Annotated in this window: 24 protein-coding genes; 23 read left to right on the forward strand and 1 reads right to left on the reverse strand. The window is 28.5% G+C overall.

What is annotated here, in order from left to right; all coding sequences use genetic code 11:
- Window positions 1–25 precede the first annotated feature (25 nt).
- The 12 genes from CSPA_RS13455 (at window position 26) to CSPA_RS13500 (ending at window position 10,746) form a co-directional block, all read left to right on the forward strand.
- The gene (locus tag CSPA_RS13455) at window positions 26–427 is read left to right on the forward strand and encodes a BLB8/JUQZ-1 family protein (RefSeq protein ID WP_017810630.1); all 402 of its coding nucleotides are present in this window, start codon (window positions 26–28) and stop codon (window positions 425–427) included.
- Window positions 428–553: 126 nt separating this feature from the next.
- The gene (locus CSPA_RS30775) at window positions 554–679 is read left to right on the forward strand and encodes a hypothetical protein (RefSeq protein ID WP_017810629.1); all 126 of its coding nucleotides are present in this window, start codon (window positions 554–556) and stop codon (window positions 677–679) included.
- Between the two features lie 488 nt (window positions 680–1,167).
- A complete protein-coding gene (locus CSPA_RS13460) occupies window positions 1,168–1,494 on the forward strand; it encodes a hypothetical protein (RefSeq protein WP_241427100.1) in 327 nt (108 codons plus the stop codon).
- A gap of 184 nt (window positions 1,495–1,678) precedes the next feature.
- Window positions 1,679–1,816 carry a hypothetical protein gene (locus CSPA_RS30150; protein ID WP_015392847.1) on the forward strand — a complete coding sequence of 46 codons (138 nt, stop codon included), beginning with the start codon at window positions 1,679–1,681 and terminating at the stop codon, window positions 1,814–1,816.
- Between the two features lie 542 nt (window positions 1,817–2,358).
- Window positions 2,359–2,793, forward strand: a complete 435-nt coding sequence (locus CSPA_RS13465) for an N-acetylmuramoyl-L-alanine amidase CwlD (protein ID WP_015392848.1) — start codon at window positions 2,359–2,361, stop codon at window positions 2,791–2,793.
- Window positions 2,787–2,999, forward strand: a complete 213-nt coding sequence (locus CSPA_RS13470) for a hypothetical protein (protein ID WP_015392849.1) — start codon at window positions 2,787–2,789, stop codon at window positions 2,997–2,999. Before CSPA_RS13465 ends, CSPA_RS13470 begins: the two co-directional genes overlap by 7 nt.
- Window positions 3,000–3,004: 5 nt before the next feature.
- Window positions 3,005–3,277 carry a hypothetical protein gene (locus CSPA_RS13475; RefSeq protein ID WP_015392850.1) on the forward strand — a complete coding sequence of 91 codons (273 nt, stop codon included), beginning with the start codon at window positions 3,005–3,007 and terminating at the stop codon, window positions 3,275–3,277.
- 1,308 nt (window positions 3,278–4,585) lie between these two features.
- Window positions 4,586–5,677, forward strand: a complete 1,092-nt coding sequence (locus CSPA_RS13480) for an Ig-like domain-containing protein (RefSeq protein WP_015392851.1) — start codon at window positions 4,586–4,588, stop codon at window positions 5,675–5,677.
- A gap of 288 nt (window positions 5,678–5,965) precedes the next feature.
- Window positions 5,966–7,642, forward strand: a complete 1,677-nt coding sequence (locus CSPA_RS13485) for an Ig-like domain-containing protein (RefSeq protein WP_015392852.1) — start codon at window positions 5,966–5,968, stop codon at window positions 7,640–7,642.
- Between the two features lie 407 nt (window positions 7,643–8,049).
- A complete protein-coding gene (locus CSPA_RS13490) occupies window positions 8,050–8,559 on the forward strand; it encodes a hypothetical protein (protein ID WP_015392853.1) in 510 nt (169 codons plus the stop codon).
- Between the two features lie 217 nt (window positions 8,560–8,776).
- Window positions 8,777–8,977: a hypothetical protein gene (locus CSPA_RS13495; protein ID WP_015392854.1), complete on the forward strand. Its 201-nt coding sequence runs from the start codon at window positions 8,777–8,779 to the stop codon at window positions 8,975–8,977.
- Between the two features lie 53 nt (window positions 8,978–9,030).
- Window positions 9,031–10,746 (forward strand): methyl-accepting chemotaxis protein, encoded by a 1,716-nt coding sequence (locus tag CSPA_RS13500; protein WP_015392855.1) that lies wholly within the window; start codon window positions 9,031–9,033, stop codon window positions 10,744–10,746.
- 337 nt (window positions 10,747–11,083) lie between these two features.
- On the opposite strand, the gene CSPA_RS13505 is transcribed toward CSPA_RS13500, so the two are convergent.
- A complete protein-coding gene (locus tag CSPA_RS13505) occupies window positions 11,084–11,758 on the reverse strand; it encodes a PilZ domain-containing protein (protein ID WP_015392856.1) in 675 nt (224 codons plus the stop codon).
- Between the two features lie 223 nt (window positions 11,759–11,981).
- Between CSPA_RS13505 and uraA the strand changes: the two genes are divergently transcribed.
- The 11 genes from uraA to CSPA_RS13560 all read left to right on the forward strand — a co-directional run bounded on the left by uraA (window position 11,982) and on the right by CSPA_RS13560 (window position 26,792).
- Window positions 11,982–13,277, forward strand: a complete 1,296-nt coding sequence (uraA, locus tag CSPA_RS13510; protein ID WP_015392857.1) for a uracil permease — start codon at window positions 11,982–11,984, stop codon at window positions 13,275–13,277.
- Window positions 13,278–13,448: 171 nt separating this feature from the next.
- Window positions 13,449–14,057: a thioester domain-containing protein gene (locus tag CSPA_RS13515; RefSeq protein WP_015392858.1), complete on the forward strand. Its 609-nt coding sequence runs from the start codon at window positions 13,449–13,451 to the stop codon at window positions 14,055–14,057.
- A 426-nt stretch (window positions 14,058–14,483) separates the two neighbouring features.
- Window positions 14,484–14,891, forward strand: a complete 408-nt coding sequence (locus CSPA_RS13520; protein WP_015392859.1) for a hypothetical protein — start codon at window positions 14,484–14,486, stop codon at window positions 14,889–14,891.
- A 33-nt stretch (window positions 14,892–14,924) separates the two neighbouring features.
- Window positions 14,925–15,932 (forward strand): type II toxin-antitoxin system antitoxin SocA domain-containing protein, encoded by a 1,008-nt coding sequence (locus CSPA_RS13525; RefSeq protein WP_015392860.1) that lies wholly within the window; start codon window positions 14,925–14,927, stop codon window positions 15,930–15,932.
- Between the two features lie 16 nt (window positions 15,933–15,948).
- Window positions 15,949–16,578 carry a histidine phosphatase family protein gene (locus CSPA_RS13530; protein WP_015392861.1) on the forward strand — a complete coding sequence of 210 codons (630 nt, stop codon included), beginning with the start codon at window positions 15,949–15,951 and terminating at the stop codon, window positions 16,576–16,578.
- A 561-nt stretch (window positions 16,579–17,139) separates the two neighbouring features.
- On the forward strand, window positions 17,140–19,740 hold the full coding sequence (locus CSPA_RS13535) for an AAA family ATPase (RefSeq protein ID WP_015392863.1): 2,601 nt from the start codon (window positions 17,140–17,142) through the stop codon (window positions 19,738–19,740).
- A gap of 67 nt (window positions 19,741–19,807) precedes the next feature.
- Window positions 19,808–21,736: a sigma-54-dependent Fis family transcriptional regulator gene (locus CSPA_RS13540; RefSeq protein WP_015392864.1), complete on the forward strand. Its 1,929-nt coding sequence runs from the start codon at window positions 19,808–19,810 to the stop codon at window positions 21,734–21,736.
- Between the two features lie 355 nt (window positions 21,737–22,091).
- A complete protein-coding gene (locus CSPA_RS13545; protein WP_015392865.1) occupies window positions 22,092–23,258 on the forward strand; it encodes an iron-containing alcohol dehydrogenase in 1,167 nt (388 codons plus the stop codon).
- 144 nt (window positions 23,259–23,402) lie between these two features.
- Entirely contained in the window at window positions 23,403–24,293 is an 891-nt protein-coding gene (locus tag CSPA_RS13550; protein ID WP_015392866.1) for a sulfide/dihydroorotate dehydrogenase-like FAD/NAD-binding protein, read from the forward strand.
- Window positions 24,293–25,681 carry an NADPH-dependent glutamate synthase gene (gltA, locus tag CSPA_RS13555; protein WP_015392867.1) on the forward strand — a complete coding sequence of 463 codons (1,389 nt, stop codon included), beginning with the start codon at window positions 24,293–24,295 and terminating at the stop codon, window positions 25,679–25,681. Before CSPA_RS13550 ends, gltA begins: the two co-directional genes overlap by 1 nt.
- A gap of 373 nt (window positions 25,682–26,054) precedes the next feature.
- Window positions 26,055–26,792, forward strand: coding sequence for a polysaccharide deacetylase family protein (locus CSPA_RS13560; RefSeq protein WP_015392868.1), 738 nt, complete (start codon window positions 26,055–26,057; stop codon window positions 26,790–26,792).
- Window position 26,793: the final 1 nt, after the last annotated feature.

Here is a 26,793-nt window from a genome sequence, read left to right on the forward strand (position 1 = left end):
TGTATTATATAGAGGAGGTGAAGGAATGAAAAAGTTAATTGTTATAGCACTTACCGCTTGTACGTTATTTGGTTCTACAATTAGCGCATCAGCATCTGTATTTAATGGAAGCCAACCGACTAAAATTAATGCAACAGACATTAGTAATTTATTTGGTGGAAAAGAACCAACTAAAATTAATGGAACAGATTTAAGTAATTTATTTGGTGGTTCTCAACAAACAAATGCCATTACAAATTATAGTAAACTAGGAGTCGGACATTGGACTTCCTTGACAGGAGATTCAATAAAAGTTGTGTCTGGATCGGAATATGTTACTATACAAGGTATGATTGTAATTGGAAAAGCACCTGGAACAGCTGTAATTGACGCATACAAAAATGGAGTTTTATATTCACGACAATATCTTACTATTGTTAGGTATTAAAGAATGTAGAATTACATAAAAACTGAAAGAACTCTAGAAATAGGGTTCTTTTATTATACTAATTTGTAGAACTTAATAAAGTATTTTGCCATCTTTTACATAATTGTATATATTGGGGTGAAATTTATGAATGATGTGAAATTCTTAAAATATATTATGAAAAAAGAAAATAAACTAGAAGATGACTACGATATGAAAGAGTTATTCAATATAGCAAAAGAAATGGAGTTGCACCTATTAAATAAAAAATAAATAGATATTTATTGAAATAACTTTACAAACAGGGTTCCTAGTATTTACATAATCATGCCACTTTTTATATAATAAGGATATAATTATATGGAAGGTGGACAATATGAATAATGAACCTATTAATATATATAAAGATACATTTAAAAGAATAAGTAAAATAGAGAATCATGAAATAAATTGTTATTATTTCTTTATATAATAATTGCGGTACTTTTCTTTTATGCAGATATTCTGATCTGAAGAAAGAAAATCATTTTGGATGTTGCTTTATATATAGAACTATCTTAAAAGAACTAAAAGAAGAAATTAACTTTCATGACAAAGACGTTATTAATGAAGCTGCAATCACAAACAATAAATCAACAATAATTAAAATAGAAAAAGATATTAATGATATTAGGAAGTTTATGGGGATGAAATGTTAATTTATATACTTGCATAATTTTAGAGGAGTTTGCCATCTTTTGTATAATTGTATTATATGGAAGATGGTGAGAAAAGAAATGACAGAAGAACAAGTGAAACAAGAATTAGATTATTTAAGGGCTCAAAAGGAAAATCCAACAGGTAATTATAGAAAATATTTAGTTAGGTCATATGAGTATATATTAAATAAGAGTAAAGAAAATAATACAGAATTGGCTAAAACTAATCTTAGAGAAATGATTGATTATGTTTATGAAGGATCGCCAGATCATATGGGTAACGAATTAGTTGTGAATTATCAAAAAGATTTGAAAAATTTAGGTTATATAAAGAAATTAAAAGAAAATGGTGAATGGCGAGTATATATAATTAAAGAATTGGATTTTTAAAAAAGGATTCTAAATTAGGGCACAAAATGTGCTCTTTTATTATGCAGAAAATTGAGTTTAGGAGGATTTGAATTGGATAAATTTTTAGCGATAGTAAATATAATTGTATTTGGAATAATGTTCGCTTAATTTAAAAGAGTATGATGAGGAAAAACATTATGGAGAGGAAAGGTCATATATTTTGATGACTATTAATTCTCGGTTAGGTACTTCATTAACACAAAAAGACATAGTAGATTTTGTGGGATTAATAAAAGATATTGAAGATTTACTTGATGAAATGAAACAAGAAATGATTCAAGATTGTCCAGATGAAGATTAATCAAGTTCTAAATGATTACAATATGCAAAGTAAAATTAATGATTAGAAATTGGCATGTTACATATTTTTCTTTGTAATAGGAAAAATTAACATAATAATAACGTAATTTAACAATAGAAAAAAAGCAATAATTCCAGGTGTTTATATGCACCTGTTTTTTTATTGCCTAATTTTATAGAAAGAGAGTGATTTATAAATGAAAATAGCAGTAGATTTTGGCATGGAGTTGGAAGTGACAGAGGAGCGGTTGGTTTTGTAGCTGAAGAAGACATTATAAATGCAGTCGGAACATTAGTATTGGCTAAACTAGTTACATTAGGCCATACAGTAATTGGAGTAAGACCAACATAAGCTTCAAGTGTTTCAGCTTCACTATGTCAAAGATGTCAAAAGGCTGATAATAACAATGTAGATTTTTATGTTAGTTTACATGCAAATGCAGGCGGTGGAGTTGGAACAGAAGTATTTACTTATAATGCTAAAGAAGTTCCAGAAGCTAGAAATATATTAAATAATATTGTGGCTTTAGGATTTCAAATAGAGTGATTAAGGATGGTTCTGGATTATATGTAGTTAAACATCCTAGGGCTACAGATATACTTATCAAAATATGTTTCTGCGATACTCAAAGTGATGTTGATAAATATAATTCAATTGGAGCTGAAGCAATATCTAATGCAATTGTATGTGGATTAACTGGTCAAGTTGTGCAAAATGTAGCAAAGAATTCCAATGGCATATGGAAACAAGATGACAAAGGATTTTGGCATGTTAATAGTGATGGAACATATCCTCAAAATAAATGGTTTCAATTAGAAAATGATTGGTATTATGCTGATGAAAAAGGATATTGTTATCAAAATAGATGGTTAAAATACAGGGATAAATGGTATTACTTTAAGAATGATTGTAAGATGGCAACAAATGAAACAATAATATATAAATTTAATGAGCAAGGGGAGTGGATAGAATGTTAGATAGAATAGTAAACAAATTAACTTCAGGGAGATTTTTAATAACTGTGATACTTACAATAGTATTTGCAATATTGGAAATTAACAATCGATTGAGTACAGAATTTCTTACAATTTATACAATGTTAGTGGCTTTTTATTTTGGAAAAGAAAGACAAGACAATGCAGTAAATCAAACAAAAGAAATTGATAAAGCAGAATGGAGGTGACAATAATGGATTTAACAGCTATGGGGAGTTTAATAGGAAGCGTTGGATTTCCTATTGGACTAGCATTGATAATTATTTATGGTGTTTATAGAGGATTTAAAGCATTATGTGATAAATTTTTTAAACCAATATTAGATGAATTTTTAAAGTTACTTAGTACAATAACTGAGAATAATAAAGTATTGGTGGAAACTAATGCTTCATTTGTGGGTAATATAAATACTAAAATGGAAGACATAGAACAAAAAGTGGATAGAATAATGGAAAAGTTAGGGTAGTATAGGGATAATGGATAGGAGAATTGTTCTTAAATTCGTATTACACAGTAAATATTTAATATGTTATAATATTTAAGGCTAAATTGCACAACTAGCCAATACATAATAGGGATAGTATAGACAGGAGAAATTCTTGTTTTGCTATCCCTATCTTTTTCTTTTATTTTACTTATAGAATCACATTAATAATTTACATGCATTTCTATTTATGGTATAATAAGACTTGTATTTTGAGTAGGATAAGTTGTTAAGTTGTACTTGATAATTTAATGAAATAAAAGGACTTTCTAATTATATTATTTGCCATCTCACGTGAGTACCATTCACGCTTTTAATTAATATAATTATACTAATCCTTTAAATTTTACTTTTGTATATCAATTTATTATTTAAAGCATTTTAGAATTACGGAGACTAAATTAAATAGAGATCCAAGAAAAACAAATATATCTTTCACTAGTTCTTTATCGAAACGTTTTCTGCTAAGTCTACGTTTCATGTGTATCGCCTCCTGCGATGTATAAATATTCGAGATGGCATGTTAAGTATATCATTATATGGTAAAAAATACAATTTCGAAGACTTGAAATAATAAGTAGGAGGCTTAAAATAATAATATAAATATTATTATTTCGAATTTAGTACAAGTTATACTAGATTCTTTTTTGTTGTTGGAAAATATGGCATATATAATATTAGTTAAGAATTAATATATTGAAAGTGTTTTTTTGCCTAAAATTCTTAAAAAATAAATAGATGGTAATATAGTAGGTTACTTCAAGCTATGTCTATCTGATAATTATTAGGAAAGAATCTTACAACTTAAGAAATTGATTCAAGTATAAAAATAATAAAGAATCTTTTGGCAATATGCTACAAAATAAAAATAGAACAGCCTGCTAGGGTGTAACAGACTATTCTAAATACTGGCTAATATGTATTATTTAAGGGGTAAATAATAATGCTTTAACTACTTTATGTTTTTATTATATGATTCTTTTGTGACAGTATTATGTCAGGTAGATTAAATTAATATAAATACTTTCTTAAATATAATTAAGGTTTAAGGTCGATTAATATAAAGTAAGTGGAGATGATATTAGAGACTTAAATAAAAAGTTTTTTCTGTTAGATATTTTAAGCAAGATAGTATAAATATGGATAATATTATATGTAAAAATTTACTGAAATTCTTAGATATAAAGGAATTTGTATTACGATTATTGTTGGATTTAACTGGTATTAGAACTAAAATAAATATAAGGAATGCGCATTCATTTATTATTGAATATAAGGGAGAAATGATAAATGATAAATTACTTTAAAAAGTTTAGTATAATTTTTATGATGGCTTTTATGTTTATTGGGATTGAAATGATTCAAAATGGAAGCGTTGCTAATGCAGCTACAGACTATACAAGAGGAGTACAATATCTTAATCCTCTGGAAGGTTTCAACAGATTCGATGATAGCGATGGCAGAATCACATATTCTAGCAACTTTAAAGAAATTACCCAAGTAGAGCCAAGTACAAGTAGTACTTCAAGTTTATATAACAAAAATAGAATGGATTTATCAAATAGTGCAGGTGATGGTACAATTAAATTTTCTTTTTATGGAACGGATATAGCACTAATAGATTGTATAGCTAATAATAGAACTCAAAATTGTACTATAAGTTTCGATGGTGGAAATACTAATGAAATATTTACATCGTATAGTAGTTCTTATAGTCCAACAAGCGCTATTGCACAAAGTGCTTTTTATGTAAAAAAGGGACTTGAGAATAAAAGACATGATGTAATAATTAGCATTCCTGCATCTAGTACAACTTGGTTTTGTATCGACGCTATAGATATAAATGGTTATTTATTATATAATAATGAATCAATAACATTAGACAAATCAACTATAAATTTAACAGAAGGTGACTCAGATAAACTAACTGCAATAACGACTCCATCAGCAGTAGGAGCAACATGGACATCAAGTGATCCTTCAATAGCAACAATAGAGGTAGATCCTACTAATGGTAAACTTATAAAAGTAAATGCGATTAAAGAAGGAACTTGTACAATAACTGCAACAACAGCAGATGGTAGCAATTTAAGTGCATCATGTACTATAAATGTAACTAAAAAAGATGTTCCTAAACCAGATAATCCAACAACTGATACAAAAACAGGAGCAATTTTAATAATAAACTTAACAGATGGAGAAACAAAAGTATTTGATGTATCAAGTTCAGAAGTAGATAAGTTTAAATCTTGGTACAATAATAAATCAGAATTTGAAAATAAGTTAACATATATATTTAATAAAACAGTAAATTCTAATATATCAGTGGAAGAAGATGTTGTACATAATCAAATAACATCTTTTGAAATAAGAAAATATTAATATGTAGTTTATATAAGGACACTTGCGGAAATGTAAGTGTCTTTTTACTGCATAATAGGAATAATGAGCGTAATAATTAAATAAAAATTATAAGCATAATTAAGGACTTTCAATAGTCTTTTTTCTTGTTCATATTTGACGCATACATTGCTTCTAGATAGACTATATGTTTAATTTGGAAAAATGGCAGAATTTGTATTACGATTTTTGTTGGATTTAACTAATTATGAGATTAAAATAATTGATGAACATGTTCATAATTTAATGAATAAATAGGAGAACTGATAAATGAAAAATTATTTTAAAAAGTTTAGTGTAATGTTTATAATTGCTTTTGCTATTATGTTTGGAAATTTTACTAATGCGTTTGCAGTCAGCCATGTGTTGTCAGTCAGCTACGCTACCACAGTACGCATTAATGATACAACTATAAGTTTCGATAAAGTTATTTATGTAGATCCACAAAATGGAGATGACATTACAGGTCTTGGAAATGAAAAATATCCATATAGTACAATCAAAAGGGCTTTAGAAGTGTGTAGTGCTAAAGGTTCTGCTATATTTTTAAAAGGTACTACTAAAGAAACAACTAATCCTATTAATCTTGCTAGTAAAAGTGTCACTATTATAGGTGATTATTTAAAATATGGCTCTAAAATAACTAGCAGTATAAGTAATGGATCTATAAATATATATAATGTTTATTTATCTAATTCAAGTACTGCTACTTATGGTGAAATATTTGCTAGCATAGCAAGTCTTAATTTATATAATTGTATATTTGAAGAAAATTCATATTATACTAACGTAAGTGTAACTAGTTCTAATTTTTATAACTGTCTAATAATTAAACAAGGTATTAAATATAATAGTACTATTAATTATGTAAATTGTGCATTTAAGGCAAAGATAGCGACTAATGATACTTGTGTAAGTAATGTGACTTATGATGATAAATTTAAATTAACTTCAGATTCAGGTCGTTGGCAAAATGAAGGTACAGGAAAAAATCCAGATGGAACAGTAGCTAATATGGGACTTTATGGTGGACAGTTTGCATGGGGAACTTGGACTGGTAATAAAGAATCTATATTATTAAATAAATCAACAATGATATTAACGGAAGATGCTTCAGAACAATTAACTGCAACAACAACACCAGCAGGTGTAGGTGTAACATGGAAATCAAGTAATGAATCAAATGCGACAGTAGATTCAAATGGTAAAGTTACAGCGATAAAAGAAGGACAAGCAACTATAACAGCTACTACTTCTGATGGTTTAACTGCGATATGTATAGTAACTGTAACTAAAAAAGCAGAGCAAGAGTCAATATCACTAAATAAATCAACTACAAATTTAATAATAGATGATTCAGAAACTTTAATAGCAACAACAACTCCAGCAGGAGCACAAGTAACATGGAAATCAAGTGATTCTTCAGTAGCAACAGTAGATTCAGCTGGTAAAGTAACTGCGGCAAAAGAAGGAACTTGTACTATAATAGCGACAACTGCTGATGGATTAACTGCTAAATGTGTTGTGACTGTAATACCAAAAGGAACAGATCCAAATCCTCAACCAATAGATACAGAGTATATAACTAATATTGCTCATGCCAAAGGTACCAATACAAATAATCCTGGTGGAGAGGTTACGATTATATTTCATGGATCATCTGACACTAAATTGAGTTTAGTAAAAACAGCAGATGTAAAAGACGTATGGATAGGAGATAATTTCACGTATACCCTTGTAATTACTAATACTGGGACAAAGACAGCTAAAGCAGTAGTGGTTAAGGATCCAGCGCCAAATCATATAGATTTTAATGTTAATGGAGTAACAACTACTCAAGGAACAGTTGATTCAAGTTCAACATCTAAAAACATTATAGTTAATGTTGGAGATATACTACCTGGAGGAACAGTAACAATTAAAATACCTTCAACTGTAATAGCATAAATTGATTGTTTTAAAAGATAATTAAATATAAAGGTTATAAAAGGTACTTGCAGAATGTAGGTACCTTTAAATATTGCTGCATAATAGGAATGGGGGATGTATTATATGTACTAATTTGCATAAACAAGTGTAAAATAGAAGAAGTGGAAATAATGTTGTATAATTTACATGGCCATAAGTTATTTTTCATGAAGAATAAACTGAACATAATATTAGATACTGAAATCTTAGATGGAGTTTTGCAAGTGCGCATCAAATAATTAAACTTAAATTTAATATTAGGTAGAAATAAAAATGACTGATTAATTTTTAAAATCTATTGACGTATGTTTTTTATTATTTACATAATCATGCTATGTTTTGTATAATGAGGTATATTATACTAATGAAAGCGGGGAATAATAATTATGAAAAAAAAGTTACTAGCTATCTTGATAACATCTACGCTGACTATATTAATATTACCAATGGGGATAAATGCAGAATGGAGAAGTGATAGTCATGGGTATTGGTATGCAGAAGGGAATAGTTGGGCTCTAGGTTGGAAACAAATAGACGACAACTGGTATTATTTTGATAAAAATGGATATGTGGTTAAAAACATGGTTGTTGATGGTTACATTCTTGGAATAGATGGTGCATGGGTGGAAAATAAGCAGAATGATATTTCAATGTTGAAATCTGGTAAAACTATTATAAAAGATTATAAAATAACAGTATTCTACGAAAAAGCAACTGGTAAAATAGTAAAATGTGTTGATGGAGTCAAATCATATTCAATACTAGATGCTTCAGCAAAACAAGATGAATTAGAGAAAAAATATGGCATTATAGTTATTGGAAAAGATGTAGAAGTTCAGTATGGATATGAAAATTACAAAGTAATAAATGGTCAAATAGTATATATAAAAAAATAATTATTGAATAATTTATTTTACATATTTGTTATTGGCATTATAAATGGAACCTAGTGAAATGATATAAATTTTATTAGGTTCTTTTTTTGTAAAAATTTGTTTTAATGAAGGCACTTTTTATGGGGTTTTATTTTATTTTTTTTAAAGGAATTAATTAATATGTGAAGAATTAATTGTGTATATATATATTAATGTAGATTATAGGGAGGAAATGATTATGAGTGATTGTCATAACCTGGAAAAATGTGGATTTGTGAAAAAATATGGTGAATCAAAAGCTCTTGCAGTAAAGGGCTTTGTAGCAATGTATTGCATGAGCGAGAAACAAGAAGAGTGCAAAAGGAAAGAGTACAAACAAAAAAATGGAGTCCCACCAATAGATGAAATGCTTCCTAATGGAGGTATGATAAAGGATTGAATAGAAAATGTGACAAAGTTAAAAATTATTAAATACTTTGAGGGGGAGTTATTTTGAAACTGTTTGAAAATTTAAAGACTGCACAAAAACTGATTTTTTCATTTATCTTAGTATCAATTTTTATAGTAATAGTAGGTGGTATTGGTATTTTTAATATGAAAACAATTAAAGAGAATTCAAATTCTATGCACGATTATAATTTCGAATCAATAAAGCAACTATCCGTTTTAAAGAGTAATTTAGGAGATATTCGTAGCGACCTATTGAAGTTAAACTATCAGAGAAATATAAATAATCAAAATGAGCAACTGGAGAAAGAAATAGATAAATTTTATAATGAAACTATTAGTATAATGTCAAATTATGAAAAAACAATATTGTCAGATGAGGAGAAACCGGCTTTTGGTAGACTTAAGGAGGATGTACAGGCATATAAAAGCAATTATGATGTAGTTATTAAGCTTGTAAATGACAATAAATATGACGAAGCAGATGGATATTATTCTAATTTAACAAAAATCAGATCAAAAATATATGATGACTTAAGTGAATTAATAGAAATTAATGTAAATCAAGCAGATAAAGCTAATGAAGATAATAATGTAACTTATAATAATTCTTTATATAAAATAATTATTATAACTTCTTTAATATTAATTATTTCAATTATTTTAGGTGCTTTAATATCACTTTGGATTTCAAGGCAATTAAAAAAAGTGTTAAATTTTGCTGAAGCACTTGGAGATGGAGATCTGACTCAAATAATTAATATTGACACAAATGAAGAAATTGGGAATATGGCTAAAGCATTAAACAAAGCTAATCTAAACATAAAAGATCTAATTAGTGAAATAATTAATAGTGCAAGTGACATAAGTTCAACTAGTGAGGAACTATCCGCAACGACTGAAGAGGTTTCATCAAAGATGGAAGTGGTAAACGAATCTATAGAGCAAATATCTAAAAGGGTTCAAGACTTAAGTGCAACTACTGAAGAAGTAAATGCATCGACAGAGGAAATAAGCGCTAATACTAGTAGGCTTGCAAATAGAGCTAGTGATGCAGAGGTTTCAGTTGGAGAGATTAAAAAACGTGCACTTGATATTAAAAATAAAGCTTCAAAAAATATAGATGAAAGTAATATTATATACCTAGAAAATCGTACTAACATTTTGACTGCGATTGAAGAAGCTAAGGTAGTAGAAGAGATAAAAATTATGGCAGATTCTATTGGAGATATATCAGAACAAACTAATTTACTTGCATTAAATGCTGCAATAGAGGCTGCAAGAGCAGGTGAACAAGGTAAGGGCTTTGCTATAGTTGCAGATGAAGTAAGAAAGCTTGCAGAACAATCTTCGGGAGCTGTTGCGAATATTCAGGAGTTGGTTAATCAAGTGCAATTTGCAGTTACTAAACTTTCGCTAAGTGGAGAAGATGTACTTAAGTTTATGGATAATAATGTAAAACCAAACTATGAATTTCTTCATAACACAGGCATTCAGTATGAAAATGATTCTGAATTTGTTAATAAGATTACACAAGAAATTTCGTTTTCTTCAAAGCAAATGAATGATGTAGTTGAACAAATAAGCTCTGCAATACAGAGTGTTTCTGCTACAGCAGAAGAATCAGCTGCAGGTTCTCAAGAAATATCTAGTAGTGTTAATGAAATAACTATTGCCATTAATGATGTAGCAAAATCAGCTCAAAGTCAGGCAGAATTAGCCCAGAGACTTACTGCTATGATACAAAAATTTAAAGTATAAAAAAATCGCAGGCGACTGTGGAGTCGAAGATTTTTTTTACGCATCTGCCTTTTCGAACGTATGTGAGAAAAATGTGCACATTAGAAAAGGCAGCTATGCTGCATATAAGAACATTTTATTAGAAAAGGCAGCTATGCTGCATATAAGAACATTTTATGCAGGCGAATATGATTTGTTTTTTATTCTTTTCTCATACACAACTCAGTTAAAGAGTCTTTTTTATATATTATCCACAGATTTTACTGCACTATAAATTCCTAAAGAATAAAAAAATCCTTCTGTATTATTGATAATCTATTATATCAGTAATATAGAAGGATTTTAATCTTTATAAAAACTACTTAAATTCGGCACTATCTTTCAATTTTTCTGAAACAAAATCTAAAATTAATTGTCTGTGATTTGTTTTTATATCATTAAATCTATAGGCCGCCCTTTGATGTTTAGTATCATCAGTGTGATCAAGTCTAATTTGTTCACAAAGGGAAATTATATTTTCGCTTTTTATATTTAAAGAAATAATTGCTAATTTACTATCTAATTCAATTTTTGGAAGCACAAAATACACTCCACCAGCACTGATATTTACCGTGTATGATTTTTTTAAAGATCTGAGGTATTTTGGCTCAACAGCATTTAACTTTTCGTAATTTACTTCAGCTGGAAGTAGGGAATATTCTATATCCATAACAATAGGAAGTCTTTCATATTCTCTTCTTTCAATACCCAATAAAACTTGAGGTTTACTTATTAATACAACTTGTTCATGATCATTTTGAGTGCAGGCAAGTACAACAGATGAGCATTTAATTGCTTGATGCTTATTTATTAATATTATTTTTACGGGTTGATCCTTAGATAAGATTATATATGAATCTTGTCTAGAATTAATTGTTATGCCTAAACAATCACTTGAGATTTTTTTTATAATTCCGTCTACTAAGGTCTTTTCAGGCGTGATAAATTTAATTATTTCATTTTCTTTTAAAGTATTTATATCGATGAATTCCATTAGCAACACCTCTTAATATCATAAGTTAAAATATAATTTAAAACTCACTGGCTGTAAATATTAAAGTGATAATGATTTACTCTTATATAATAATATCATAGAATAATTTGTTATAAAATAGTTTGAGGGGATTTTAATAACTTGACAAAGTGCATGTCATTATGTTAAGTTATCAAGAGCGTACTTTTAATTTAGTTCAGAGAAGCTAAGAAGGAGGATAAATATGACAACTAATGAATTATACGAAAACACAAACGATTTTGTGGACGTGACAGAAAAAATACCTTTAAAGAGGGCAATTCCTCTAAGTTTTCAACATCTATTTGCAATGTTTGGATCATCGGTTTTAGTTCCACTTATTTTTAAAATTGATCCAACAACTGTCTTATTTTTTAATGGTATAGGTACATTACTATATGCATTTCTCACTAAGAAAAAAATTCCAGCTTATTTAGGTTCAAGTTTTGCGTTTATTTCACCGGTATTATTATTATATAGTCAAGGCTATAATTTTGAAACAATACAAGGTGGTTTTGTAGCGGCAGGAGTAGTATTTTCAATTATAGCAATAATTGTTGGTTATACTGGTATAGGATGGGTTGATAAATTGTTTCCACCAGCAGCCATGGGTGCAATTATAACTATAATTGGTTTAGAATTAGCAAGTACAGCCGCAGATATGGCTGGTTTCCCAGTAGGAGGAAGTAATACTCAAACCTTAAATGTTAGTTGGGTAATAGTATCTTCTATAACTTTAGTCACAGTAATATTATGTAATGTTTTATTAAGAGGTTTTTTAAAACTTATACCTATATTAATTGGAGTTGTAGTAGGTTATATTGTATCCTTATCTATGGGATTAATAGATTTTAGCACAGTAAGCAACGCAAGCTTCTTTTTATTACCTAATATAAAAGTTGCACATTTTGATATAAATGCTATTTTGACGATTTTACCTGCAACTTTTGTTGTAATAGCTGAACATGTAGGTCACTTAAAGGTTACAAGCAGCATTGTAGGTAAAGATTTAACAAAAGATCCAGGGCTTCATAGATCACTACTTGGAGATGGATTATCAACAATAATTTCTGGAATGTTTGGTTCGGTACCAACAACAACTTATGGAGAAAATATTGGAGTGTTAGCCTTAACTAAAGTTTATAGCGTATATGTAATTTGTGGTGCTGGATTAATTTCAATAATATTAGGTTTTTCAGGGAAGATGTCAGCGATTATAAGTACAATCCCAACTCCTGTTATAGGAGGAGTTAGTTTGTTATTGTTTGGATCAATAGCAACCTCAGGACTTAGAACTTTTATTGAAGGAAAAGTTGATTTTTCTAAGTCAAGAAATTTAATTTTAACCTCAATAATATTTGTTATAGGTTTAAGTGGAATAAAATTGACTTTTGGAAGTACTGAAATTAAGGGAATGGGATTAGCAACTTTAGTAGCTATGGTGTTAAGCATAAGCTTTATGATATTTGATAAACTTGGAATAATGAATGAAAAAGAATAATTATATAAACTTTAATTAAAATTAAGGATATGGAAAGATGGTTCCATATCCTTAATTTTTTTGTGATGCATTACCTTTTAGTTCAAATCGTAGATTTATATTCAATTTATGAATATATAAGATAATTTAAACAAAAACTACTCCTAAGATAATAAATAGGAGGAAAGTGTAATGAAAATAAATAAATATTTAAGAAAAATAAATTACTTTATGATTTTAACATTATTTATGAGTATGATCATAGGTGCAGATGCAACACCAAATTTTAAAGTAATAACTGGTAAGCAGATTATAGGAACTGTTCAGTATAATGGTTATGATCTTAACGCAAGAAAAATAAGTATTGAGGGAAGCAAAAATATTGTATATTGCTTAGAAATTAATAAAAACTATCCATCTGGTCAAAGTTTTTCTTCAATTGGAGACCTCAGTAAGAATACCGGAAATGTTGTAGCGGCTGGATACCCTAATAGATCTCCTGCAGAATTAAATTTAAGTGATGAAAATGAAGCATATTTTGCTACACAAATAGCTATATGGAGTGCAATGGAAGGCTATGATGTTAATAAATTTAAAGGTGAAAATCCATATGTTTTAGATGCTATAAGAAATATATATAATGATGGAATGAAAGGTGTATATACTAATAAAATAAGAACTAAAGCTTATAAAACTAATAATGAAGCAATTCAAGAAATTATTACTGTACATCTAGATGATTTAGTAGCGGAACAAAAAGCAGAATCTATACAAAAAGAATATCCACCTCAAGAAGGTTAATGGATAGTATAATAATTTGTATAGATATCCAAATTAATAATCAAACTTATAAATGAAATATATATACATCATTGAAAAATTATAATAGTAACACTACACTAGAAATTAGATACATTTTTCTGGAAGCAGGCTTAGAATCAGTTATGAGTTATGAGTTATGAGTTATGAGTTACATATGAAATTTCTTTAAAGATTTCGAAAATGTATAATTTAAGAAAAGCTTTTAGTTTTACTTCTTCAACTGATAACTGTTAGTTGTTAACTGTAAACTGATTTAAGTCCTGTGTAATAAAAATCTGTTTGATTTCATTTGTCTATTGGACAACAATAGCATTGCTGTTGGCTTTTATTGACACAAATAGTTTAAAATGATAATCTTTTGTTATATTATTGGAAGCCATTATAAATGATAGGTGGTGAGGAACTGTGATATTAAAAGATTATACTGAAGAACAGATTAAAAATTTGGTAGAAATTATAAAAGAATGTGTCAGAGAAAATAAATATACTATATCTTTAGACGAAAATAAAATGGAAAATCTTCAATTTATTGAGGAATATAATATAAATGAAAAGAAACGAATAAGTATTTTATGTGATTTAGATTATAAGGATTTTTGCTATGGAGTACAAAATATGAAGAATGGAATTGAACAAAATGATCTTTACGTTTTTTGTAGGCAAAAAGAATTATATAATATTGAAGATAAAAGAGAACTAATATATATTTACATGAAATTTAATGTAATATGGGATGAATTTCAGGAATATAGAGTGTTAGTCTCGTTACATAAAAGAAATAAGGCAAGTTCTTTTCTATTTAAACAAGATTAAGTGCTTCAAGATTAAAGGAGGAGGAGGATTTTTATGAAAAAATCTTTCTGTGAATATTGCATGAAAGAAAATGAATATAAAATAGAAAAAGTTGATAAAGTATCTATATTAAATGAAGAAGAAATAATTTATAAAGCTAATGAGACTATTTGTATTGAATGCGGAAATGAAATTTTTGTGACTGAAATATATGATTACAATTTAAAGCTTTTGCAAGAAGAATATAAGAAAAAGCATAATATTGTATCTGTTAATATTATAAAACGAATTATAGCAAAGTATTGCATTGATGAACGGACGTTATCTTTGCTATTAGGATGGGGAATTGAATCTGTAAACAGATATTTAGAAGGAGATATACCAGCAAATTCTCATAGTGATATTCTTGAAAAAATATATAGCAATCCCAATTATTACTCAATTATATTACAAACAAATAAAGATAGGATAAATGCTGTGGCTTATAATATAAGTAGACAAGCTGTAAAAGAAATTTTAAATAATAATATTTCAGAAGAAAAAATGGATGCAGTTATTAAATATCTATTGATTAGATGTGAGGATTTTACCCCTTCAATGCTTTATAAATTACTATATTACGTTCAAGGCTTTTATTATATTTTTACGGATAAATTTATCTTTACAGAAGATTGTGAAGCAGGTGCAAATGGTCCAATATATAAAAGTATATGGGATAGGTATAATAAAATTGGCTTTGAAGAAACAAATCAAGATATATTAGAAAATAGAAAATTAAAAATTGATGATGTGGAGCGAAATGTGGTTGAAAGCATAATTAAATTTTATGGCTGCTATAGTGGAAAAATATTGACTCAAATGACTCAAAATGAGGCACCTTGGATATTAACCAGAGCGAATGTAATGTATAAGAATGCTTTTGATGATGATAATTCTAATAACATAATAGATAAAAATTCAATTGCTGAATATTTTAAAGGTATTAAAGAAAAATATAATATGGTAAACTTACTAGATATACAAAAATATAGTACAGATTTATTTAATAACATATCAATGTAAAAGAAAGAGGTAACATATGAAAACAACAGTATTATTAATTAGACATGGAGAAACAGAATGGAATACCTTAGGGAAATTTCAAGGGTGTACAGATATAGAACTTTCTAAAGAAGGTATTAGACAAGCTGGTGTACTAAAAGAAAGAATTAATGGAGATTTTGATTATATATATGCAAGCCCACTTATTAGAGCATTTGAAACAGCAAAAATAGTTGCAGAAAACACAAATAAAGAAGTAATTATTGCTCCAGAAATAAGAGAAATTAATTTTGGAGAATGGGAAGGAATGACTATACACGAAATAAGAGAAAAATATCCAGAAGTTTTTAAAGCTTGGAGAACAGATAAAAAAGAAAGTTTTATTTGCGGTGGAGATTCTAGTATTCATAATGCAGCAAATAGGGCTACAAAATGTATTTTGGATATTGTAGAAAAACATAAAGGGAATAAGATTGCTATTGTTGCTCATGGAGGGATTATTAAAGCTGGACTTATAGGAATATTTGAATGGGATATGACTATGTACCATAAAATGGCATTAGGAAATACATGTATTAACACTGTTGTTTTTAATGATGAAATGATGCCGGCATTAATTGGATTAAATGACACAAATCATTTAAAATATGAAGCTAAAACTGTATAGAAAAAATATTTTTAATTTTTTTATTAGATAAAAGTGAAAAATATACATATAATATCGTTTACATAAGAAAAAAATTTATAAATATTATACTTTGGTATAATATACTTATTTTTATAATGCTATATAATAGTTAATAGAGAGAGAAAAACAAATTAAAATTTGTATATAATTGCTAAGGGTTTAATATATAGAGCAGTTATAGGAAAAGATAATGTTGATTTTATAGGGCGTTTATTAACAGGATACTTAATATGAATTCTTTAGATTCCCCTCAATTAATTCATTGTATTTATATAATAAATGAAAATCAACATTATCTTGGAAACAAAAGGAAAGACATAGAAAATGTTTTTTATAATCGCAATAAACTTAAGTTTATTACAAGAGGTTTAAAAAATAATTTTTATGCTTTTTTTTTATACATAAATCGATTATTATTTGTAAATATTTTATATAACTTGTAAAGGATATAATATGAAAAAATAAGTAGTTATGATATAATTTTGTGGAAAGTAGAAATTATAATTATAATAAGCGGTAAAGGCTTCGGGAGGAGGGAATATGGAATTTACTAATCTACACGATAGGTCACAATTTTATCGATTTCAAAATGAAATTCAGCAATACAATAATAACTGCTTATATTCTAAATCAACTACGATTTTGAGAGAGGCAATAAAGTGTTTTACAGATCATCCCGGACTTCATTATTTACTAGCCTTGACATATTATAATTGTAAAGAATACTTAAAAGCAACTGATTGTTTAAAAACAGCTATATATTATGACGAAAATAACAATAAGTATTTAGGTTTAATTGGTTGCTGTTTTTTTGAAATAAATGATTTTGAAAGTGCATATAATTATGCCAAAAAAGCATATGAACTCGATAATTATAATTTGAATGCTATTATAACTCTAGGTAAGATAGAACTATATAGGCATAATTATGAAGAAGCTATGCAATATGCATCTTTAGCTGTTGATATTGATGAAGAAAACTTTCAAGCCATAAGATTGTTAAGTAGATGCTATATTGCCAGAGGAGAAGATGAAAGCGAAGTTTTGGAAATTCTTAATAAAGCTAGGGAACTTGGTAATGATAACGAGCTTGACTTTGATATAATTAAATATTTATATATAAATGGTGAATATTTTGAGTGTTTAAAAGAGTGTAAGCGTTGCATTATTGAAAATACTGATTCATATATTTCTCAAAAAGCAACAAAATATGTTTCAAAAATATATGAAAAAGTTATGTTAAGTAAAGCTAGATTAAATCAAGAGCAAGAGTTAAGTTCAGGTAATGATGATAAAAGTGAAGAATATCTAATAAATGAAAGTAAAGTAAAATCATCTATTGATGACATTATGGATATGGGTCTAAAAAATGAAGATTTAGTTAAATCTAATGATGCGGATAATAATGAAAATATAAGTAATGTTGAAGAAGTAAATTCAAAAGAAATTAGTCAAGCTATTGATTCTAATAAAGGAAAAATTAAAAGTGAGGATGATAGAAATTCTAGTTCTTTAGAAGAAGCTTTAGAAAAACTTGAAGCATTAATTGGATTAGATAACGTTAAGAATGAAATAAAGAGAATTGTTCAGCTTATTAAATATGAAAATAATAGAGCAAATGTGTTAGGCATTGAGAAAAATATTAATCAATGTTATCATTTTGCTTTTTTAGGTAATCCGGGAACAGGAAAGACAACTGTAGCCAGATTAATAGGGGATATATTTTATTATTTAGGAATTTTAGAAAAAGGTCAATTGATAGAAGTTGATAGAAGTACTATTGTTGGAAGATATATAGGAGAAACTGCAAAGCTTACTAAAAAGGCAATTGATAAAGCTATGGGAGGAATTCTGTTTATAGATGAAGCATATTCTTTAGCTAAAGGCGGAGAAGGAAGCAATGATTATGGTGCAGAAGCTATAGAAGTTTTAATTAAGGCTATGGAAGATAATCGAGATAAATTTACTGTTATTTTAGCTGGTTACACAAAAGAAATGAGAAGTTTAATGAAATTGAATCCTGGACTTAAGAGTAGAATTAATTTAGATATTGAATTTGAAGATTATAAGGACTTTGAACTTGTTGAAATTGCAAAAAGCATGGCCAATGAAGATTATTACAAACTTGATGAAGAAGGAGAAAAGGCTTTTCTTGAAAAAATAAAAATAGAGAAAGTTGATGAGAATTTTGCAAATGCAAGAGTTGCGAGAAATATATTAGAATCAGCAATAAGGGAAAAAGCTTTTAGAATTGGAGATAGTGAAGTATCTAAAGAAGAGTTGGTAACACTAACGTCTGAGGACTTTGGAATAGATTTAGAATTTAATGCTCGTGATAAAATGATCGAATTACAAGATGAATTAGATAACTTAGTTGGTTTAAAGGATGTAAAAAATATTGTTAAAGGAATAGTAAATACGCTAGAACTTCAACATAGAAAAAAAGAGATGGGTATTGAATCTCAAGATATTTCATTAAATATGATATTTACAGGTAATCCTGGTACAGGAAAAACAACTGTTGCAAGAATTATTGGTAAAATATTAAAAGCTATAGGAGTTTTAAAGAAGGGACATATGGTTGAAGTAACTCGTTCAGATTTAGTTGGAGAATATGTTGGACAAACTGCACCTAAAACCCTAAATAAAATAAAAGAAGCTTATGGCGGAATACTATTCATAGACGAAGCTTATAGCTTAAATGGAACTACAGGCAATGATTTTGGTAAAGAAGCAATAGCAACTTTAATAAAAGAAATGGAAGATAGTAGAGATAAGCTTGTAGTAATAATGGCTGGTTATACCAAGGAAATGAAGGAATTAATAAATTTAAATCCAGGTATGGAAAGCAGAGTTAAGTTTACAGTGGAATTTTCTGATTACGATGCTAAGGAATTAATGGAAATATTTGATGGATTATGTAAAAAGGAAAGTTATATGCTTTCAGAAGAAGCAAAAATTGAAGTGGTAGCTATTTTTGAAAAACTATATGATAACAAAGATAAGAATTTTGGAAATGGACGATTAGTTAGAAAATATTTTGAAAAGATAAAAATGAAGCAGGCAGATAGGGTTATTAAAGAGGATATTAGAGATAAGGATGAATTACTTAAAATTATATTAGAAGATGTTAAAGGATAAAGTTGCTGCTATTAGTGTTTCTACAGTGTGATATTTATTGCGTATCAAAAGAGGAGGAAGCTTCTTTATGGATAATAAAAGAGAAGTGATTGAAAATTCTCATAAGAGAAGTGAAAGTTATGGTGTTATTAAGCAATCAAATTATTCTAATAAAATTCTTGTTGGAGAAGAGCTGGAAAATAAATTAAGTGAAAATAAGGAATTAATAGAAATATCAAAAATATATATTGATATGGTATTTTCAGCAGTAATGGACAATGAATTTATTATAGTATTAACAGATAAAGATGGATGTATTTTATATATTAAAGGAGCTGAAGAGAATAACAGTAAGCTTGGTGTTGATAATTTAAATGTTGGTGCCTATATGGATGAACAAAATATCGGTACTAATGCTATGGGAACAGCAATTTCTGAGGATAGATGTATTCAGATAACTGCAACAGAGCATTATATAGAAGGTTTTCATAAATTAACTTGTTCAGCTGCACCTATACATAATACGAAAAGAGAAATTATTGGTACTTTAAATTTAACTGGAAGAAGCAATATGAAGCACCCACATACTTTAGGTTTAGTTGTATTTGGCGTAAAAGCAATTGAAAATGAAATGGATAAAAAGGAAGTATGTGATATTTTAAATCAAACCTACAATTATATGGAAAGCGTAATAGATAATGTAGATAAAGGGATTATGATTATAGGTAAAGATGGAAAAATAGTTAATATTAATGAGCTTGGAGCAGAGATTTTTGATAAAGATAAACATTTGCTTATAAATGAACAAATTGATTATATTTTACCTGACTTAGGAAATATAATAGATGAATTAAATGATGGTAATAATGCTGTTATAAAAGAAATAAAATTTAAGCATAATAGTAATCACAAAATAAAGTTGATTTTCAAAGAAATAAAGCATAAAGAAAGCATTGTTGGAATGGTTGTAACCATAAGCACTGAAAAAGAAGAAAAAGATCCTAAGAATGATACTGGAGCGTATTTTACCTTTAATGATATTATTGGAGAAAGTGCAGCTATTGCTAATGTAATCATAAATTCCAAGATTATATCTAATAGCCCTTCAACAGTTTTAATTCAAGGCGAAAGTGGAACGGGTAAGGAAATATTAGCTCAAGCTATGCATAATTATAGTTTAAGAAGAGGAAATAAATTTATTGCAATTAATTGTGGCGCAATACCAGCTAATATTATAGAAAGTGAATTATTTGGATATGAGGATGGAACTTTTACTGGTGCAAAAAAAGGTGGTAATCCTGGAAAATTCGAAATTGCAAGTGGTGGAACTTTATTTTTAGATGAAATTGGAGAAATGACATTAGATGCTCAAGTAAAATTATTAAGAGTCCTTCAAAATGATAGAGTAACAAGGCTAGGGGGAAGTAAGGAAATCCCAATTGATGTGAGGGTAATAGCAGCTACTAATAAAAATTTAAAAAATGAAGTCAAAAAGGGTGCTTTTAGAGAAGACTTGTATTATAGATTATGTGTAATACCAATTACATTACCACCTTTGAGGGAAAGAAAAGGTGATGTAAAAATGCTTATAGATTATTTTCTTCGAATAAAATCGTTCAGTTTAAATAAAACAATACCAAAGATTGATGAAAAGTTATATAATGATTTGATTTCTTATAATTGGCCAGGAAACATAAGGCAACTAGAAAATTATATTGAAAATATAGTTAATTTGGATGGAAGATTATCCTTTGATTTATGGGAAGAAGGGGAAAGCTTAAATAAAAATGCTTCAGAAGCTTTAAAGCAAGAGAATATATTAATTGAAGAAAATTTCTATGCTAAAGATATAATAAATAATGAAGAAGTTTTTAATTTAGAGGAATTAGAAGTGGGAGTTATTCGCAAAGCTATACATGTGTACAATAACAATATGACACAGGCAGCTAAAGCGTTAGGGATTAGTAGAAATACTTTATATTTGAAGATTAAAAAATATAATATTGAAATGTCCTAAAATCATACGGTGTCCTAAAATAATACATATATTTTTTATAATGTGTATTATTTTAGGACACTTGTTTGTTAAAAATATATTTAAATTTTATAAAAGTGCAAAATATATTGGAGAGCAATTATAAAAAATATTAACTTTATTTATAATAGACGGTATAAAGCTATTTGAGTAAGTTCTTGTAAATAGGCTGAAATCCTTGTTTCTTAGTGAAAAAGCTTTGAAAATATACTTTTGATAAAGTATTATTGTAAAAAATCAGGATAAATTTGATAAATAAATAACAAGTTGGCATGGAAGTTGCTATATATATTTATGAGGATAAAAAATGACTGATTAATTTTAGGAGGAATAGTTTATGGCACGTTTTACGTTACCAAGAGATTTATATCATGGAGAAGGAGCTCTTGAAGTACTTAAAACTTTGAAAGGAAAGAAGGCATTTGTTGTAGTTGGCGGCGGGTCAATGAAAAGATTTGGATTTCTTCAAAAAGTTGAAAATTATTTAAAAGAAGCAGGAATGGAAGTAGAATTATTTGAAGGTGTAGAACCAGACCCATCAGTTGAAACAGTTATGAAGGGTGCAGAGGCTATGAGAAATTTTGAGCCTGACTGGATTGTATCTATAGGTGGAGGATCTCCAATTGATGCAGCAAAGGCTATGTGGATATTCTATGAATACCCTGATTTTACTTTTGAACAAGCAGTTGTTCCATTTGGATTACCAGAACTTAGACAGAAAGCTAAGTTTGTAGCTATTCCATCTACAAGTGGTACTGCTACAGAAGTAACTGCATTTTCAGTTATAACAAATTATACTGAAAGAATTAAGTATCCGTTAGCAGATTTTAACATAACACCAGATATAGCTATAATTGATCCAGAATTAGCACAAACAATGCCAAAAACATTAACAGCTCATACTGGTATGGACGCATTAACTCATGCTATTGAAGCATATACTGCATCTTTAAGATCAAATTTCTCAGATCCACTAGCAATTAAAGCTATTGAAATGGTTAATGAAAATTTATTTAAATCATATGAAGGTGATAAAGAAGCTAGAAACTTAATGCACGAAGCTCAATGTTTAGCTGGAATGGCATTCTCAAATGCTTTACTTGGAATAGTTCACTCAATGGCTCATAAGGTAGGTGCTGTATTCCATATCCCTCATGGATGTGCAAATGCAATATTTTTACCATATGTAATTCAATATAACAGAACTAAATGTGAAGAAAGATATGCTGATATAGCTAGAGCATTAAAATTAGAAGGTAACAATGATGCTGAATTAACTGATGCATTAATTGCTAGAATAAATAAATTAAATGAAAAATTAAGTATTCCTAGTTCAATGAAGGAATATGGAGTTACTGAAGAAGATTTCAAGGCTAATCTTTCATTTATAGCACATAATGCTGTGTTAGATGCATGTACAGGTTCAAATCCTAGAGAAATAGATGATGCTACAATGGAAAAATTATTTGAATGCACATTCTATGGAACTAAGGTTGAATTATAAAATATAAATTATTACGCTCATAATCAAATCATTATATATATATGTGGTAAGGGCTCTCAATATAGAGGGCTTTTACTGCTTTGAAAGAAATTAGGAACATTATGGTTATTGTGATAAATACATACATTATAGGAGGTACAAAGCGTGTACAAAATTGTTAGTAAAAGAGAACTTACGAATAATATATTCTTAATGGATATAGAAGCACCTAGAGTTGCAAAATCTGCAAAACCAGGTCAATTTATAATTATTAAAAATGATGATAAAGGTGAAAGAATACCATTGACCATTGCAGATTATGATGCAGGGAAAGGTACTGTAACTATAGTTTTTGCAACAATAGGAAAAGGCACTAAACAGCTTGCTTCATTTAATGAAGGAGATCATGTTGCCGATTTTGTTGGCCCATTAGGTGTACCAAGTGAATTTATTCATGAAGATTTAGAAGACTTAAAGAAGAAAAATATAATATTTATAGCAGGTGGAGTTGGTGCTGCACCAGTATATCCACAAGTTAAATGGTTGCATGAGCATGGAGTTGCTGTAGATGTTATTTTAGGAAGCAGAAATAAAGACTTATTAATTTATGAAGAAGAATTAAAGGCGGTTTCTGGAAATTTATATGTAACTACTGATGATGGTTCATATGGAGCAAAAGGAACAGGTTCAGATATGTTAAAGGAATTAGTTAACAATCAAGGAAAGAAATATGATCATGCAATTATTATAGGGCCTATGATAATGATGAAATTTACTTCTATGTTAACTAAAGAATTAAATATTCCAACTACAGTAAGCTTAAATCCTATAATGGTTGATGGTACTGGAATGTGTGGTGCTTGTAGAGTTACAGTTGGTGGTGAAGTTAAATTTGCTTGTGTTGATGGGCCAGAATTTGATGGACATTTAGTAAATTACGATGAATCAATGAGAAGACAAGCTATGTATAAGAGCGAAGAAGGAAGAGCAACACTAGAATTTGAAGAAGGAGATACTCATAACCATGGTGGTTGTGGATGCAAGGGGGATAAATAATGGATATGCAAGAAAGAATGAAAAGAACGCCTGTAACAGAACAAGCTCCAGAAGTAAGAGCTAAAAACTTTGAAGAAGTTTGTTTAGGCTATAATGATGAAAAGGCTATAAAAGAAGCTAGCAGATGTTTAAATTGTAAAAATCCTAAATGTGTTGAAGGATGTCCAGTGTCAATAAACATTCCAGGTTTTATAGCAAAAGCTAAAGATGGAGATTTTGAAGGTGCAGCTAAAGAAATTGCAAAATACAGCTCACTTCCTGCAGTTTGTGGTAGAGTATGTCCACAAGAAAGCCAATGCGAAGGTAAATGCGTTCTTGGAATAAAAGGCGAAGCAGTAGCTATAGGAAAATTAGAAAAGTTTACAGCTGATTGGGCAAGAAAAAACAATGTTGATTTATCAGATAAAGAAGCATCGAAAGGTAAGAAAGTTGCAGTAATAGGAAGTGGTCCTGCAGGGCTTACTTGCGCAGGCGATTTAGCTAAAAAAGGATATGATGTAACAATCTTTGAAGCTTTACACGAAGCAGGCGGAGTTTTAGTTTATGGGATTCCTGAATTTAGATTACCTAAAGAAGATGTTGTTAAAGCTGAAATTGAAAACATAAAGAAGCTTGGAGTAAAAATCGAAACTAATGTAATTATAGGTAGAACAATTACAATTGATGAATTAATTGAAGATGAAAAATTTGAAGCAGTATTTATTGGCTCTGGAGCAGGACTTCCAAAATTCATGGGAATCCCAGGAGAAAATGCAAATGGAGTATTTTCAGCTAATGAATTTTTAACAAGAGTAAACTTAATGAAGGCCTTCAAAGAAGAATATGATACTCCAGTTAGAGCAGGAAAGAAAGTTGCTATAGTTGGTGGAGGTAATGTTGCTATGGATGCTGCAAGAACTGCTTTAAGACTTGGAGCAGAAGCCCACATAGTTTATAGAAGAGGTGAATCAGAACTTCCAGCGAGAGCAGAAGAAGTACATCATGCTAAAGAAGAAGGTGTAATCTTTGATGTTTTAACAAATCCAACAGAAATCTTAACAGATGAAAATGGATGGGTTAATGGAATGAAATGCGTTAAAATGGAACTTGGAGAACCTGACGCTTCAGGAAGAAGAAAGCCTGTAGAAGTAGCGAATTCTGAGTTTGTTTTAGATGTAGATACAGTAATAATGTCACTTGGAACTTCACCAAATCCATTAATTTCTTCAACTACTAAAGGTTTAGAAATTAATAAGAGAGCTTGTTTAGTTGCTAACGAAGATGGTTTAACAACTAAGGAAGGTGTTTATGCTGGTGGAGATGCAGTTACAGGTGCTGCAACAGTTATATTAGCAATGGGAGCAGGAAAAAAAGCTGCTGCGGCTATAGATCAATATCTTAGTGAATAAACATTATAAAAATATTATTAAGCTTATGGCGTTTCATAATAAATAATACAAAAATTAAAAAACTGACACTCTATAATTTTAATAAGTATTTAATAGCAATTATTATGAAACCTATATATATATTTACCCTAAATTTGGGCTGCAGTAAAGAGATAATTATGGTCAACTCTTTATTGCAGCTTTTTATATGTTCAATTATAAATTATTTTGAAAATCTGGTTATCTTTTAGAGTTTATTAAAATGAAAGGTACTAATTAATTACAAATTATACAAAGTACATAAAATTACCATAAATAAAAAATATAAAAATGAAGATTATAAGAAGTGAAGAATTATATTTTTATAAAATTATTTGTGTGGGGGGAAAAGAAATTGAAAAATAGAATAAGATATTTTTTTATATTTTTGGCAAATACTCTTCTTATGATTTTTTTATTTGGGGAAAATATAAGCTATGCTTTTGCGGCTGAAACTGTAAATACAAATGAAGCTAAAGAAAAGATAATTTATTTAACCTTTGATGATGGACCTAGTTATAAGGTGACAGATAAGATTTTAGATATTTTAAAAGAAAATGAAGTTAATGCTACCTTTTTTTTAATTGGTAATCAAATAAAAGGTAGAGAAGAGGTAGTGAAAAGAATTTACAATGAAGGACATAGTATTGGGTTACATACCTATACTCATAAATTTAACAGAATTTATTGCAATGAAGATAAATTTATACAAGAAATGCTTGCATGCCAAATTGAAATTAATAATGTGGTTGGTATATCACCTAATGTGATTAGATTTCCAGGAGGTAGTTGTAAGCATTTAAGTAAAAGTTATTTAAATAAATTACATAGTAATAATTTAAAAATATATGATTGGAATATGGAAAATGCTGATGGACTAAATCCTAAGCTTTCACCTTATGTATTGTACAAAAAAGCTGTTGAGGGAAGTGAAAAATTGGGCGATATTACTTTACTGCTTCATTGCACAGATATGAATAAAAACACTTATAAGGCTTTACCTAAAATAATAAAATATTATAAAGCTAAAGGGTATCAATTTAAAACTATAACAGAGGAAACTCCTGAAATTTATTTCCCTATAAAAAAATAAA

This window comes from Clostridium saccharoperbutylacetonicum N1-4(HMT) (assembly GCF_000340885.1).
Taxonomy (GTDB): Bacteria; Bacillota; Clostridia; order Clostridiales; family Clostridiaceae; genus Clostridium; species Clostridium saccharoperbutylacetonicum.